This is a genomic window from Streptomyces sp. NPDC107522, assembly GCF_055657525.1.
In genome coordinates, this window is sequence record NZ_JBVKAU010000004.1 from 261,494 (window position 1) to 276,592 (window position 15,099).

Below are 15,099 nucleotides of genomic sequence, written 5' to 3' on the forward strand. Positions count from 1 at the left end.
GTAGGGTCGTCCCGTGAGTAACGAAGACATCACGCTGACCGCGGGCGACGCGGAGGCGGTCGTGCTGCCGGGGAACGGCGGGCGGGTCGGGGGGCTGCGCGTCGGAGGCATGGAGTTGCTGCGGCAGGGGGAGCGGTTCGGATGCTTCCCGATGGTCCCCTGGTGCGGGCGGATCCGGGACGGGCGGTTCCTGGACGGTGCCGTGGTGCGGCAGATGCCGCTCAACGCCCCGCCGCACGCCATCCACGGCACCGCCCGGGACGGCGCCTGGAAGGTCGCCCGGGTCACGGGTGACGAGGCGGTCATCACGTACGACCTGGTCGAGCCCTGGCCCTACCCCGGCCGCGTCACCCAGATCGTGCGCCTCGCCGAGGACAGCCTCACCCTCACCATGTCCGTCGAGACGTACGAGACGTCCTTCCCGGCCCAGATCGGCTGGCACCCCTGGTTCAACCGCACCCTCGGCGGAGAGGACGTACGGCTCGACTTCACCCCCGCCTGGCAGGAGGAACGCGGCGCCGACCACCTGCCCACCGGCAACCGCATCGACCCGCGGCCCGGCCCCTGGGACGACTGCTTCGGCATGCCCGGCGGCGTCGACGTCACGCTCACCTGGCCGGGACAGCTGGAGCTGAAGGTGGCCAGCCGCGAGGAGTGGGTCGTGGTCTACGACGAGCAGGACGCCGCCGTGTGCGTGGAGCCGCAGACCGGACCCCCCAACGGCCTGAACAGCACGCCCCGCCTGGTCACGCCCCTGGAGCCGCTCGAGGCCACGACCGTCTGGAGCTGGCGGCGCCTCTAAGCTGGGCGGCATGACTGACGTACGCGGCGAGCTGCTGCAGCAGATCAAGGACAAGGCCGTGGTGCACGGCAAGGTGACCCTTTCGTCGGGTCTGGAAGCCGACTACTACGTCGATCTTCGGCGCATCACCCTCGACGGGGAGGCCGCCCCCCTGGTCGGGCAGGTGCTGCTCGACCTGACCGCGGAGCTGGAGTTCGACGCGGTGGGCGGGCTCACGATGGGCGCCGACCCGGTCGCGGCCGCGATGCTGCACGCCGCCGCGGCGCGCGGCAAGCGGCTCGACGCCTTCGTCGTACGCAAGGCGGCCAAGGCGCACGGGCTGCAGCGCCGGGTCGAGGGGCCGGACATCGCCGGGCGGCGCGTGCTCGTCGTCGAGGACACCTCCACCACCGGCGGCTCCCCGCTCGCCGCCGTCGAGGCCGTGCGTGAGGCGGGTGCCGAGGTCGTCGCCGTCGCGACCATCGTCGACCGGGCCACCGGTGCCGCCGAGAAGATCCAGGAGGGCGCGGGAGTGCCGTACCTGTTCGCTTACTCCAAGGACGAGCTCGGTCTCGACTGACCCCGGTCCCGGGGGGCATCCATCTCGGCTGGTGACAGGCGCTCGGAGCATCCCGGTTCGTCTGGAAAGATGGGGCCGACGACGACGTCACACCCCCCATAGGTCTAGGTCAGGGCCGTAAGAAAAACGCAGTAACGCTGTACGTCAACCCGCACACTCAAGGAGCGGACAGATGCCCATCGCAACCCCCGAGGTCTACAACGAGATGCTCGACCGGGCGAAGGCAGGCAAGTTCGCCTACCCGGCCATCAACGTGACCTCCTCCCAGACCCTGCACGCGGCCCTGCGCGGTTTCGCGGAGGCGGAGAGCGACGGCATCATCCAGATCTCCACGGGTGGCGCCGAGTTCCTGGGCGGTCAGCACAGCAAGGACATGGTCACCGGCGCCGTTGCCCTGGCCGAGTTCGCGCACATCGTCGCCAAGAAGTACGACATCACCGTCGCCCTGCACACGGACCACTGCCCGAAGGACAAGCTCGACGGGTACGTACGTCCGCTGCTCGCGGTGTCGGAGGAGCGCGTCGCCCGCGGCGAGAACCCGCTGTTCCAGTCGCACATGTGGGACGGCTCGGCCGAGACCCTCGCCGACAACCTCTCCATCGCGCAGGAGCTGCTGGAGCGCGCCCGCGCCGCGAAGATCATCCTCGAGGTCGAGATCACCCCGACCGGTGGCGAGGAGGACGGCGTCTCGCACGAGATCAACGACTCCCTGTACACGACGGTCGACGACGCCATCCGGACCGCCGAGGCCCTGGGCCTGGGCGAGAAGGGCCGCTACCTGCTGGCCGCCTCCTTCGGCAACGTCCACGGCGTGTACAAGCCGGGCAACGTCGTGCTGCGTCCCGAGCTGCTGAAGGAGCTCAACGAGGGCGTCGCCGCCAAGTACGGCAAGGCGTCCCCGTTCGACTTCGTCTTCCACGGCGGTTCCGGCTCCACCGAGCAGGAGATCGCGACCGCGCTGGACAACGGCGTCGTCAAGATGAACATCGACACCGACACGCAGTACGCCTTCACGCGTCCGGTCGCCGACCACATGTTCAAGAACTACGACGGTGTGCTCAAGGTCGACGGTGAGGTCGGGTCGAAGAAGACCTACGACCCGCGCACCTGGGGCAAGCTCGCCGAGGCGTCGATGGCCGCGCGTGTCGTCGAGGCCTGCTCGAACCTGCGCTCGGCTGGTACGAAGATCAAGTAGCGGGAAGATCAAGTAGCGGGAACAAAGATCAAGTAACCGACGGCTCCACAGCCGTCTTCCGCGAGCCGGGTGCCACAGCACCCGGCTCGCTGTATACCTGGGGGCATGCCCGACGTCCGGCTGGCCTCACCGCAGGGCAGGTGGATCCTGCTCACCACCGTCCTCGGCTCCAGCATGGCGATGCTGGACTCGACCGTCGTCAACGTCGCCCTCCCGCGCATCGGCCGCGACCTGGACGCCGACCTCGCCGCGCTGCAGTGGACGGTCAACGCGTACATGCTCACGCTGGCCGGGCTGATCCTGCTGGGCGGTTCGCTGGGCGACCGGTACGGGCGGCGCAGGATCTTCGTCGTAGGGGTCGTCTGGTTCGCGGCGGCCTCACTGCTGTGCGGCATCGCCCCGAACGCCGGGGTGCTCATCGCCGCCCGGGCCCTGCAGGGCGTCGGCGGGGCCCTGCTCACGCCGGGGTCCCTGGCCTTGATCCAGGCGTCCTTCCATCCCGACGACCGGGGGCGGGCGGTCGGCCTCTGGTCGGGATTCGGGGGCATCGGCGCGGCTGTCGGCCCGTTCCTGGGCGGCTGGCTGGTGGACGGCCCGGGCTGGCGCTGGGTGTTCCTGCTCAACGTCCCGCTGGCGCTGCTCTGCGTCCCCGTCGCCCTGCGCCATGTCCCCGAGTCGGGGGACGGCCGCAAGCACGGTCGCTTCGACGTGCTAGGCGCGGCCCTGGGCGCCCTGTCCCTCGCCCTGGTGACGTACGCGCTGATCGAGGCGGGCACCGGCTCCCTCACCGTCGTGCTCACCGCGGTCGCGGGCGTGGCCGCGGGCATCGCCTTCGTGGTCGTCGAGAAGCGCCGCCCCGACCCGATGATGCCGCTCGACATCTTCGCCTCCCGCCAGTTCACCGCGGTCAACCTCGTCACCCTGTGCGTGTACGCAGCCCTCGGCGGCTTCTTCTTCCTCGCCGCGCTCCAGCTCCAGGTCGTCTCGGGCTACTCGGCCCTCGGTGCCGGTACGGCACTGCTGCCGACGACCGTCCTGATGCTGCTGCTGTCCGCCCGCTCCGGCGCCCTCGCCGACCGGATCGGCCCGCGCATCCCGCTCACCGTCGGGCCCCTGCTGTGCGCGGCCGGCATGCTGCTGATGCTGCGCGTGGGCCCGGACGCCTCGTACGTCGCCGACGTGCTCCCCGCCGTGCTCGTCCTCGGCCTCGGTCTGGTCACCCTGGTCGCCCCGCTGACCGCCACCGTCCTCGCCTCGGTGGACGTCGCGCGGGCGGGTCTGGCCAGCGGTATCAACAACGCGGCGGCGCGTGCGGCGGGGCTCGTCGCGGTGGCGGCGCTGCCGTTGCTCACCGGGATGGGCCAGGAGGCCTACCGCTCGCCGGACGCCTTCGACGACGCGTTCGGCCGGGCGATGCTGCTGTGCGCGGGGGCGCTGGCGGCCGGGGCGCTGCTCGCCTTCGCGACGGTACGGCGCCCACCGCCGGACTGCACACGCCCCGAGTGCCGCACCCACGGCGGCGTGACGGCCCCGCCGTTGGAGGGCCGACCGGTACGACGCCGGGTCCCGTAGCCACCGTGAGCTTCTTCGCCCCCGCCAGGGGGCTCCGCCCCCTGGATCCCCGGGCCTTTGCCCACCCACCACCCGTCTCGGTCGGCCAAGAAGCTGGACTCGAAAGGCCCTCAGGACGGCCGCTTCTCGGTGCCGGTCACGGCATTTCCAGCCTGTCCGGCGTTTGAGGACGAGGCCCCTTCAGGGCCGAAGCGGGGGTCTGGGGGCGGCAGTCCCCAGGGGCCGGGGTCGAAGGGGCAGCGCCCCTGGGGATGGGACGGGTAGGGGCGGCGGGGGCGGAAGAAGCTCTCAGCGCCTGCGCCGCAGCATCCGCCCCACCACGATCGCCGACGCCAGAACCAGCGCCGCCGCCGGTGCAGCCCACCGCAGCGTGGAGCCGGGAACAACCGTCTGCGGGGCGGGGACCGGCGCGTAACGCCCGCGTGGCGGCGCGTGGTCCACTTCCTCCGCGCTGCGGCCGATCATCGTCCGGCGGGCGTGTGCCGCCTCGGCAACGGGCGGTTCGTCCCCGGCTTCGTCCTTGGGTTTCCCCTCCGCGGGCGACGGCTCCAGCGACGACGGCGGCACATCGGCGTCGAAGACGGACGTACGCTCCGTGCTCTCCACGGATCCCGCTTCCTGCCCGGCCTCCGGCGCCGGCGCGTCATCGGCGTCCGGCGTCGTCTCGAAGTCGCTGGTCACCCGCGTCTCGAACTCCCCGGGCGCCAGCCCCTCCTCCGCACCCTCTGCCGAGTCCCCCGCCGCCCCCAGGTTCTCGGCGAAGCGGTTCAGCAGGCGCGTCACGGCCGTCCCGACCGCATCCCCCGGCAGCTCCGACACCCGCCCGTCCGCGGAGGCCGACCCCTCGAACCGCACCGTGGTGCCGCCGTCCGCGTCCAGCAGCCGCAGCGTGAGCGCGAGCTTCACCGAGCCCGTGCCGCGCGCCTCGGTCGCGTCGCCCTCGATGGCGTACGCACCGTCGTCCTGCGCGGTGAGCCGTACGAGCCCCCGGTACGTGATGGTGTGACCGCCGATGCGCATCTTCAGCCGCCCCGCGACGGGCTCGGCGCCGGCGTCCTGCTGGAGCCCGGGGACCGCCCGGGCGACCCGCACGGGATCGGCCAGCACCGCCCTGAGCCGTTCGGCAGGAACCGGAACGAACACCTCATGCTCCATGGTGAGCGAGCCTACCCATGGGGCCGGTGACTGCACCCCCGTCGGCCGAAAACTCACCGCGCGTTGGTGTTGCTCTCGCTGGGGGCTGCCGTCCCCAGACCCCTGAAAAGACGTCACCGGCGTCGAGAAGCGCCCCCCAACCCCCTAATACCGCGGATGCACCAACGTCGACGCCCCCAACCCCCCGACCCGCGTCCCCTCCACCGCCCGCGCCCCCGCCGCCAGCCCCTCCCGCGTCAGCGTCCCCAGCCGCGGCGCCCCCTGCCCATCCCTCAGCCGCAGCGTCGGCCGCTCACCCCGGCCGGCCAGGATGAACCCCCAGTCGTGCGGCGCGCGTGTCGGGCCCGCCGAGCGGTCGGGGCCCGGTGTGAAGCCGGAGTCGTGGCCCGTGACGCGGTACGGGGCGGTGCGCAGGCCCGCCGCGCGGAGTGTCGCGTCGACCGTCCAGAAGACGCGGGGGCGGGAGGAGACCGGCCCGGCGTGCACGGCCAGGCGGCCGTGCGGGGTCAGGGCGCGGCGGGCGAGGCCGTAGAACTCCTGCGAGTACAGCTTCGTGCTGGCCGTGATGCCGGGGTCGGGCAGATCCGAGATCACGACGTCGTACGTGGCCGGCGGCGCCGCCCGCAGCCAGCGGAACGCGTCGCCGGTCATGACGTGGACGCGGTCGTCGTCGTACGCATGGCCGTTGAGCCGGGACAGCGGAGGGTCCCGGCGCGCCAGCCGCACCACCCCGGCGTCGACCTCGACGATGTCGACCCGGTGCACCCCGGGATGGCGCAGCACCTCACGCGCCGCCAGCCCGTCCCCGCCGCCGAGGATCAGCACGCGCGAGTGCTCGCCGCTCATCGCGGGGTGGACCAGCGCCTCGTGGTAGCGGCGTCCGTCGCGGCCGCCGGCCCGGAGGCGGCCGTCGAGGAAGAGGTCGAGCGGGCGGCCGTGCGTGCCGCCGGTGATGACGACCTCCTGGACGTCCGTCTGGACCGCCACCCGTACGTCCCGCCCGTACACCGCGTGCCGTGCCGCCCGTTCGAAGTCGTCGACGAGTACGGCGGCCGAGGCGAGGACGCCGAGCACCGTGACGTTGGCGATCACCAGCAGCCAGCGGGCACGGCGGGTGAGGTCCCCCCGGAACAGACCGAGGACCAGCGCACCGCCCGCGACGGCGTTGACCGCGCCGGTGATCAGGGCCGAGGTCAACTGGCCCAGAAGGGGCAGGAGGAGGAAGGGGAAGGCAAGGCCGCCGACGAGCGCGCCGACGTAGTCCGCGGCGAACAGGTCCGCCACCGCGCCGCCCGCGTCCTGGCGCCGGATGCGCTGGATGAGCTCCATCAGCAGCGGGACCTCGGCGCCGATCAGCAGGCCGATGGTGAGGGAGAAGGCGACGAGGAGTGCGCGGGGGCCGTTGGCCCACATCCCGCCCCAGTCGCCGGTCCAGGCGAAGACGGCGTACAGGGCGAGCGCGCTGCAGCCGCCGACGAGGGCGAGGACGGCCTCGACGGCGCCGAAGCCGGCCGCGGCGAGCGGGCGCAGACGTTTCGCGACGAGGGAGCCGATGCCCATCGCGAAGACCATGACGGACAGGACGACGGAGGCCTGGGTGACCGAGTCGCCGATCAAGTACGAGGCGAGGGCGACGAGTTCGAGTTCGTACACGAGTCCGCAGGCGGCGCAGACGAAGACGCCCGCGAGGACCAGGAACCGTCCAGTGCCCGGCCGCACCGGAAGCCGCGGGGGGCCGGCCCAGGGTGGCGGGGCACCGGGCGGGGCGGGCGCGTGCGGCTCGATCACGCTGCCGACGGTACGTTACGGCACGGCCACGCTTCGTCACCCACACGTGTGTTGTTGAGGCGGAAGACGTTTGTGTCCTCAAACGCCGGACGGCCGCAGACGACTTGGCCGGCGCCGAGAAGTGTCCGTGGCCACCCTCACGCCCACCTTCGTCCGCGTCGCCACCAACTGCCCGTCCTGGGGATACGCGTGCCATGTCCGCCAGTGGACCTGACCCTCGTGGTGCTGGGCGAGCATCGCCGTGAAGGCGTGCGGGCTGCCGGGGAACACTCCGGCGAGGCCGTGCGGGTGGTCGGCGACCAGGGCCAGCAACTCCTGGGCGCGGCCCGCGAACCGGCCCGGTGACAGGATCTCCACCCGGGCCGCGAACTCGTACTCCCAGTCGCCCACCCGCTTGGCCACCCCGAGCGGAAGGGGCGTGCTGCTGCCGGGCATGCAGGCCACCGTCTCCGAGCAGTCGCCCCGGTCCTCCTCCAGCAGCACCTGATGGGACGCGCCGAGCAGTCTCAACTGGAGCTTCGCTCCAGGCAGTTCGAGGTCCAGTACGGCCAGTGCGGGCAGCGGCTCCCGCCCCAGGGCCCAGGCGAGGTCGGCCGCGCGCGTGTCGGTATAGGAGGTCTTCAGGGTCGTGAGCATGGGTCGGCTCCGCTAGCACGCAAAGAGAGGGAGGTGTCGGTCTCCGGCGCCCCCCGGCCGACACCGGGAGTCGGCCCGGTCAGCCCAGTCGGCCGGTCAGAAGGGGTGTCCGCGGGACGTCCGAGGGGCTGCGTTGGTGAAAGTTACTGAATCATGAACTGTGGCGCCGCCACAGCGTTTTTACCCAAGTTCGTAGGGTTTCCATCCCTCAGAGGGCTTATCAGCTCAACTGTTCAACTCCGGCGTGCGCCGGGGCGCACACGCAAGGCGTATGAGGGACAGGAAAGCGGGGCCGGTCCCAGGCACCGGCCCCGCTCCGTTCGGATGCGGTTCCCCCTCGGAGAGCTCAGCTGCCCCGTGTCAGCTGCCTCCGCCACCACATCCGCCCCCGCCCCCGCAGGACGACCCGCCTCCGCATGACGAGCCACCCCCGCAGGACGAGCTGCTCCCGCAGGACGAACCCCCCGAGTCACCTCCGCCGGCCCACCAGCTGCCGCTTCCGCTGTCGGACGAGCGGCCCCTGCGGCTGGGCGTGCGGTGGGCCTGACGTCCGCCGGCGCGTGCGATGGACACGACGAGCGCTACGAACACCAATGCGACCAGCGCCCCCACGAAGACTGTGGACATGGCGTCAGCCTCCTTCCGTTCCCCCGAAGCGGAGCGAGGCGTCCCCCCGTGGGCGCCTCCCGCTCGGTGCGTGCGAGCAAGATGCCCGGCCGTCTCACGGCCCAAAGCAGAGTTGAGGAACTTCAGAGGGTTCTATCGACGGAACAACCCCTGACCTGCACAGAAGCACGGTTCAGGGGTCATCCGTGAGTCGCTGGGCCGCCTGTGGGCCGTGATCTTTCTTGGCGCCACCCCAGTTCGGTCCCTCCGGCACGAAACGCGAGATCGAGCGAGGACCGACCGACAATGAAGACACAACCCGTCCGCGCGCCGCATTCTGAAGGCCACCGACTCTTCTGAGGCAGCAATCCCAGGCAAACGAGCCCCGCCAACACGGACCCGGATTCGCCACCCTTCGCTACCCGCCGCTATACTTTGCGCCACCCCTGCAACGCGCTGACCTGCACATTCGGCGAGCGCCAGAAATATTCGCCTGGCTTCGCCACTGACCGCCAGACTTTTGCGCCACCCCGCTGACCTGCAATAACGCGCATCAGCCGAGGTAATGGCAGGTAGGGCGGTTGTAGTATCGAGGTCACATCCGGAGCAACCGTCATCGACCCTCGGACGACGCTGCGCGCGCCATTGATTACCCAAGGCTCCCGCGTGATCCACGAGTGCCTGGCCCCGGAGCCACCCGGAGCCAGACCTCGCGCGCGGGGCATTGTGAGCCCGGCCGACTAGATCGCGGCCGGGCTCACTCATACCCGTCCGTATCGGCCGGAGCGCCCGGCCCTTCACCAGGTCAGTGAAGGAACCGTTCAGCGCACCCCGCGATGGCAGTGACCGCTCCGAGGATCACCACCGCCAACTCAACCCAGTCCCGCTTCGGGCGTCGGCGGCGCTTCCTCTCCTTGGGTCGCCCCATCGTGCTGGCTCCTGTCTGTCGTTACTTCCAACGGAGCGCATAGCCCACTCAGTTGGCTCCTGGCCAAGACGAGCCAGGGAGCAGTGCGGAGACAGGTGCCGTCTCCGCAACCTACCTGGGACGCAGGCAGCGGGGGACTATTCGCCACGGTTCGCCAGGGTTCGCCAGATGGTCTGCTACCGGGTTAGGCACCTTGACTTGGCTCGGTAACCTGCGCGACCAGCCGGTTCAAGAATCGTCGGAGCCACGCTCAAACACGGACGGCGCAGCGGGCCCTCTGGCGACTGTCGGGCATTAGGTGGGCATACACGCGGAGCGTCAGTCCCGGATCGGCGTGACCCATGTACTCGCTGACGGTCTTGATGTCTTCGCCGGCGTCTAGCAGCGCGGAAGCGTAGAAGTGCCGGAGGGCGTGCATGCCATGCTCGCGCGCCGACTCGTACTTGCCGTCGTCGTCCGCGTCCGGGATGAGCCCGGCGACCGCGAGGGCGGGCTTCCACTCCTTGCCGTTGAAGTTGCTGCGCCACACCATGCCGCCTTGCTCAGCCGTGAAGATGAGCCGGGCGGACACCCTCGGTCCTTCGGGCACGCGCCACGCCAACGTGATCTCTACGGGCTTGCAGACGTCCATGTGTGGGTTATCGCGGTCACCAACGGGCAACGTGCGCGACGAAGGCCCCCCGACCGATATTCCTGGTCAGGGGCCTTCAACCTGCGCGGTGGGGGTGAGATTTAAACCCACGGTGATTCCCGCCACGACGGTTTTCAAGAGCGTGTACGGATCGACGCTCACAAAGCGTCGAGTGAACCCACGGCCGCGTGGATATGAGCCGGACCGCGACGCAACCGTTCTCCCGCGCACCACCAGGACAGTCGCTCCTGTGCACCCTCCATTGGATGCATGCCCAGGCCATGCTCGGGGCACAGGGGCCACGCCTGCCACAAAAGCTCCATGACAGTCTCCTGTGCGGCATCGGCAACGCTCGCCAGCGCAGAGGCAAGGCTGTCCTGCGAGTTCGGGTCCAGGTAATTGCCGTGCCACTCGCCGTTGGCCATGGCGACGTAGACGTTCTCCGGCTCATCCGCATCGTAGGACGGAAGGGCCAGCAGTTGCAGGGGTTCCAGCTGGGGAAGCGTCACCGCCAGGTCCCGGTTCAGAAGGGCGAGAGCCTGGTCCCACACGGGGTACTCGCCCGGCGGGACGCAGCGAGGCTCGGGAGGGTCGAAAAGAGCGCACATGAGCACCATCCTCCGCCACACCAAGGACAGTCCCAATCGCTCAACAGCGTCGCCCCCTGCAAAGACCGCGTGCGGCGGCTGACATCAGCGGCTGACACCAACAAGCACGAACAGCAGCGCTCGGCGGCGGGCCTCAGCGGAAGATCGGCCGAGGCGCAGGCCGGGTTGACCGATCCCGAACTCTGTGACCAGATCAAGTGCCGCCCCAGGCTGCGGGCAATCACTTAGCGCGGCGCGAGGTGCCTCAGCCCCCGAGTGCACCGTCGCCACGGTTCCGGTGAGTGCCGAGGGGCTCGCGGCACCCCTGTGCGAAACTCCGCCCCTGCATGTGTGATCTATGAGGTGGGAGAGAGATGCGCGGGGTGGGGACGGCTGTGGCCGTGATCGTGGCGGCCGTGGCGCTGACAGCTTGCGGCAGCGAAGAACGCTCAGGCGCGGAAGCCGAGGGCGGGGGCCGTTCGGCCGTGGCGGCAAACCAGGCCACGGTGACCCCTGACGCGGTGCAGGACGACATCCGTGCGGCCGTCGCCGCCGCGGACTTCGGGTCACCGCGCTTCATCGCCGCGAACGAACTGCTCAGTCCCTGCGAGGTGGGTGCCGTCGTGCGGGCCGGCGCCAAGCCGGATCCGGAGGCCGTCGCCAAGATCGTCGACGGGCTGAAGGACAGCGGATGGCGCCAGACGAGGCAGCGCTCCTTCGCAACCAGCGAGGCTCGAGGGCTGGAGAAGAAGGGGTGGATGCTGAACCTCGTCGCCGGAACGGTCTCGGAGAACGCTGTCTCCTTCAGACCGACGACCGAACGGCAGGGCCGGGCCGAACCATTCGAGGGGCTGGTATTCCGGGGGGTGGGCACTTGCAGCGCGCCTTCCGCTACCGCGTCGCCCTGATCTTCGTCAGGGCGTTGCAAGGCAGGGGGGTGCGTGCCCCCTGCGTGCCCCCTGCATGCCCGATCAGGCGGTGAGCGGCGGGGAACAGCGGGGAACCGTGGCAAGCCGCTCAGAACGCACAGGTCAGCGTCATGCAAGGTCACTAGCGACCCTGTTACGCGATCTTCCAAAGTCGCTATGCCGACCTATGCGTCGTGCTAGACCTTGTTCATGGACGAGGGACTGTCAGCCTTGATCGTCGCAGGAGTGGGCCTTGTCGGCACGTTAGGCGGTGCTCTGGTCGGCGGGATCTTGGCGGGGCGAGGAGCAAGATCCAGCGCAGAGACAGCAGCCACTGCAGCACGAGTCAGCGCAGAGATTGCAGCCACTGCAGCACGAGCTAGCGCAGAGTCAGCAGCCGCTACGGTTCGCATGCAGACGCGGCTTCCCTACTACGAGGCCTTCCAGACTGCCCTGGACGAGTTCCGTCGATGCCTTAGGGCTGACGATGACGAATTTGACTCCAAGGATCTGGCGAGAGCCGACACCCTGGTCCAAAACGGCTACCACCTGGTCCATGCACTAGGGATCGAAGACGTGACCGAGAAGGCGTGGCTTGTCAACAATGCGTGCCGATCTATCAAGGAACGCGCCCGATATGAGGACCTCGGCTCTCAGCAGAACCGCTCTGAGCTGTGGAGCACAGCCCTGGAGAAGCCACGGCTCGAGCTGAACAAGGCGATGGCTCGCGCAATGTACCGCGAAGACTGACAGCACGCCCCGACCACAATGCCGACGAGCGCCCACCGACGCAGCGGTACGTCACGAGCTGTCGACACTGATCGTCGCCAGGCCGGAAAGTGACACCCCCTCGGGCCGTCTCTGGGCCGTGCAGGGGTGCTCGACGATGACAGATGGCGACAGCCGACAACGGCTCACCCGTTGCTCAGCAACGACACCTCAGATGCCGGCGCAGGTGCTTATCCGAGAAGGTGAGTTGAGGAACTCCAGAGCTTGGGCGCAGGATGACCGGCATGACCTCCACCTCCCGCCCCCTGCTCAACCGCCGGCTCGCCGAGTTCGGGACGACGATCTTCGCCGAGATGTCCGCGCTGGCCCTGCGGACCGGGTCCATCAACCTCGGCCAGGGTTTCCCCGACACCGACGGACCCGAGGAGGTCCGTGAGGCGGCGGTGCGGGCGCTGCGGGACGGACGCGGCAACCAGTACCCGCCGGGTCCCGGCGTCCCCGAGCTGCGTACCGCCGTGGCCGCGCACCAGGAGCGGCGCTACGGGCTGTCGTACGACCCGGACACGGAGGTCCTGGTCACGGCCGGCGCCACCGAGGCCATCGCGGCGGCGCTGCTGGCGCTGCTGGAGCCCGGCGACGAGGTGATCGCCTTCGAGCCGTACTACGACTCGTACGCCGCCTGCATCGCGATGGCGGGCGGGACGCGGGTGCCGGTCACCCTGCGCCCGCACGAGGGAAGCTTCCGCCTGGACCTCGACGAGCTGCGCGAGGCGGTCACCGACCGCACCCGGCTGCTGCTGATCAACACCCCGCACAACCCCACCGGCACGGTCCTCACCCGCGAGGAGCTCACCGCGATCGCCGAGCTGGCGGTGGAGCGGGACCTCCTGGTGATCACGGACGAGGTCTACGAGCACCTGGTCTTCGACGAGGCCGAGCACCTGCCGCTGGTGACCTTCCCCGGCATGCGCGAGCGGACCGTGTCGATCGGCTCGGCCGGCAAGACCTTCTCCTTCACCGGCTGGAAGGTCGGCTGGGTGACCGGCACCTCCGCGCTGGTCAGCGCGGTCCGCTCGGCGAAGCAGTTCCTGACGTACGTCTCCTCCGGCCCGTTCCAGTACGCCGTCGCCGAGGCGCTCTCGCTGCCCGAGACCTACTTCGCCGCGTTCCGCGAGGGCATGCTGGCCAAGCGGGACCTGCTGGCGGCGGGGCTGGCGGAGGCGGGATTCGAGGTGTTCAAGCCCGCGGGCACGTACTTCATCACGACCGACATCCGCCCCCTCGGCGAAACGGACGGTTTCGCCTTCTGCCGCGCCCTGCCGGAACGGGCCGGCGTCGTCGCCATCCCCAACGCGGTCTTCTACGACCACCGGGAGGCGGGTGCGCCGTTCGTGCGGTTCGCGTTCTGCAAGCAGACGGGCGTGCTGGAGGAGGCGGTGAAGCGGCTTCGGGCGATGTGACGGCGTACAGCCACGGGCGTTGGGAAACATTGACGGGTCGTTGTGTTTTCCACAGACTTTGGCGGGTAAGTCCCGTACGCCGTGGCGAGAGCACGCCGATCCACAACCGGCTGAAGGTGCTGCGCGCCGAGCGCGGCCTCAGCAGAGCCGAGCCGGCCGCGGCCGTGGACGTCAATCCGCAGACGATCGGCGCTCTGGAGCGCGGCAACTACTACCCCAGCCTCGACCTCGCCTTCCGTATCTGCGAGGTCTTCGCGCTGCCGGTCGAGGCGGTCTTCAGCCGCCGCCCCTTCACGCCGCTGTCCACGCAGGTCTACCAGCCCACGGAGGAGTCCAGTGAGCCAGCCCCACGCCCGCGCGTCTGAAGTACCGCAGGGCGGCCTCCGCCGGCATGGTGCTGCTGCTGACCGGCTGCTGTGGGGCGCGTCCTGCGCTCCCTGACCCAGGCAGTCGCCGAGCGGCCCGCCGGGCCCCCGGTGTCCTGACGACCCTGATGCCGGCCGCGTCCGCCCTGCCGACGACCATCCTGGGCTGGGCCCGGCCGGACGGGTGGTCACCATTGCCGGGAAAGACCCGGACCGTGGACCCGGCAGGTGAACAAGGCGCGCGCTGAGGCGCTCAATCGCCCCGCTCGGCGCGGGTGCGTCGGCACTGGTCGTGTCGGGGGCGGCGGGGCGTGGCGGAACCGTCGGCGGGTCGGCAGGGTTACCCACAGGCTGTGGACGGGCGCCGCGCTCGCGCCGCTCGGTGGTTCGGGCTTCTTCGAGTCCAAGCCCCGCTTCCCGCTACGCCCGCCTCCCGCTCCACCTGCCGCTCGCGCGGGCGCCGGTGCGGACGGCGAGAGCCCGGCCCCGGCACGCGGCCGTGGTGGCCGGTGCCCTGGCCGGGCTCTCCCTCGCCTACGGCGCGTATCCGGTCGTGATCGCCGATACGCCGCTGTAGGTGTGCCTGCCGCCGCGCGCAGGTGCGCGTTGCAGATACGCCTGCTGTGCGCGGCTTATTCGCCGTCTTCCTCGGGGTTGTCCGCTTCGTTGACCTCCTGCTCGAGGCCGAGCTGCTCGACGAGCCACTTGTCGAACTCGATGGCGGCCCGCACCCAGCTGACCGTCGACGAGACGAAGTGCTCGAGGCTCACGCCGGTGCCGATCAGCATCTGCGCCTCGCCGATCAGGCGGACGGTGCCGTCGTCATGCGTGTGGCTGTACACCTTCGGCCACAGGGTCCGGCGGTTCCAGTCGTCGATCGACTCCAGGAGCTGGGGCTTCTCGTCGATCTTGTGGGGCCGGTCGTAGAACGTCCGCACCGAGAAGACCTGCTGGTCACCCTCGCCGCGGAACATGAAGTACGTACGGAACTGCTCCCACGGCGCCGCGAGGTCACCCTCGTCGTCGACGACGTACTTCAGCTCCATCTGGTCGAGGAGCTGCTTCACGAGGTCCTGATCCGGGATTACGGGGCCGGGCGGCGGCCCGGGCTGCGGCTGCTGGCCCCCGAAGTTCGGAATCGAGGACGGGTCGATGCTCACCGTGATTTTCCCTTCGTA

Annotated in this window: 13 protein-coding genes and 1 pseudogene; 8 read left to right on the forward strand and 6 right to left on the reverse strand. The window is 70.2% G+C overall.

The genetic code is table 11. From position 1 onward, the window contains the following. Positions 1-13: 13 nt before the first annotated feature. The 4 genes from ACZ7L6_RS15060 to ACZ7L6_RS15075 all read left to right on the forward strand — a co-directional run bounded on the left by ACZ7L6_RS15060 (position 14) and on the right by ACZ7L6_RS15075 (position 4,128). A complete protein-coding gene (locus ACZ7L6_RS15060; protein WP_471923822.1) occupies positions 14-802 on the forward strand; it encodes an aldose epimerase family protein in 789 nt (262 codons plus the stop codon). Positions 803-812: 10 nt separating this feature from the next. After that, positions 813-1,361 (forward strand): orotate phosphoribosyltransferase, encoded by a 549-nt coding sequence (gene pyrE, locus ACZ7L6_RS15065; protein ID WP_003999325.1) that lies wholly within the window; start codon positions 813-815, stop codon positions 1,359-1,361. Positions 1,362-1,533: 172 nt separating this feature from the next. Next, on the forward strand, positions 1,534-2,556 hold the full coding sequence (gene fbaA, locus ACZ7L6_RS15070) for a class II fructose-bisphosphate aldolase (RefSeq protein ID WP_471923824.1): 1,023 nt from the start codon (positions 1,534-1,536) through the stop codon (positions 2,554-2,556). Between the two features lie 105 nt (positions 2,557-2,661). After that, entirely contained in the window at positions 2,662-4,128 is a 1,467-nt protein-coding gene (locus ACZ7L6_RS15075; protein WP_471923826.1) for an MFS transporter, read from the forward strand. A gap of 288 nt (positions 4,129-4,416) precedes the next feature. Here ACZ7L6_RS15075 and ACZ7L6_RS15080 read toward each other — a convergent pair whose 3' ends face one another. From ACZ7L6_RS15080 to ACZ7L6_RS15100, 5 genes and pseudogenes are all read right to left on the reverse strand, one after another. Next, positions 4,417-5,283: an SRPBCC domain-containing protein gene (locus ACZ7L6_RS15080; RefSeq protein WP_471923828.1), complete on the reverse strand. Its 867-nt coding sequence runs from the start codon at positions 5,281-5,283 to the stop codon at positions 4,417-4,419. Positions 5,284-5,427: 144 nt separating this feature from the next. Next, on the reverse strand, positions 5,428-7,071 hold the full coding sequence (locus ACZ7L6_RS15085; RefSeq protein WP_471923830.1) for a polyamine aminopropyltransferase: 1,644 nt from the start codon (positions 7,069-7,071) through the stop codon (positions 5,428-5,430). A gap of 78 nt (positions 7,072-7,149) precedes the next feature. Continuing rightward, a complete protein-coding gene (locus tag ACZ7L6_RS15090) occupies positions 7,150-7,707 on the reverse strand; it encodes a DUF2617 family protein (protein WP_471923832.1) in 558 nt (185 codons plus the stop codon). 1,784 nt (positions 7,708-9,491) lie between these two features. Further along, positions 9,492-9,875: pseudogene (locus ACZ7L6_RS15095) on the reverse strand (tyrosine-type recombinase/integrase); the annotation flags it as partial. 155 nt (positions 9,876-10,030) lie between these two features. Then, positions 10,031-10,381 carry a hypothetical protein gene (locus tag ACZ7L6_RS15100; RefSeq protein WP_471923834.1) on the reverse strand — a complete coding sequence of 117 codons (351 nt, stop codon included), beginning with the start codon at positions 10,379-10,381 and terminating at the stop codon, positions 10,031-10,033. A 473-nt stretch (positions 10,382-10,854) separates the two neighbouring features. On the opposite strand from ACZ7L6_RS15100, the gene ACZ7L6_RS15105 reads away from it, so the two are divergent. The 4 genes from ACZ7L6_RS15105 to ACZ7L6_RS15120 all read left to right on the forward strand — a co-directional run bounded on the left by ACZ7L6_RS15105 (position 10,855) and on the right by ACZ7L6_RS15120 (position 13,921). Continuing rightward, positions 10,855-11,367: a hypothetical protein gene (locus ACZ7L6_RS15105; RefSeq protein ID WP_471923836.1), complete on the forward strand. Its 513-nt coding sequence runs from the start codon at positions 10,855-10,857 to the stop codon at positions 11,365-11,367. 210 nt (positions 11,368-11,577) lie between these two features. Beyond that, positions 11,578-12,117, forward strand: a complete 540-nt coding sequence (locus ACZ7L6_RS15110) for a hypothetical protein (RefSeq protein ID WP_471923838.1) — start codon at positions 11,578-11,580, stop codon at positions 12,115-12,117. Between the two features lie 254 nt (positions 12,118-12,371). Then, a complete protein-coding gene (locus ACZ7L6_RS15115; RefSeq protein WP_471923840.1) occupies positions 12,372-13,556 on the forward strand; it encodes a pyridoxal phosphate-dependent aminotransferase in 1,185 nt (394 codons plus the stop codon). A 116-nt stretch (positions 13,557-13,672) separates the two neighbouring features. Further along, on the forward strand, positions 13,673-13,921 hold the full coding sequence (locus ACZ7L6_RS15120) for a helix-turn-helix transcriptional regulator (RefSeq protein WP_471923842.1): 249 nt from the start codon (positions 13,673-13,675) through the stop codon (positions 13,919-13,921). Between the two features lie 632 nt (positions 13,922-14,553). Here ACZ7L6_RS15120 and ACZ7L6_RS15125 read toward each other — a convergent pair. Further along, positions 14,554-15,081 (reverse strand): YbjN domain-containing protein, encoded by a 528-nt coding sequence (locus ACZ7L6_RS15125; protein WP_471923844.1) that lies wholly within the window; start codon positions 15,079-15,081, stop codon positions 14,554-14,556. Positions 15,082-15,099: the final 18 nt, after the last annotated feature.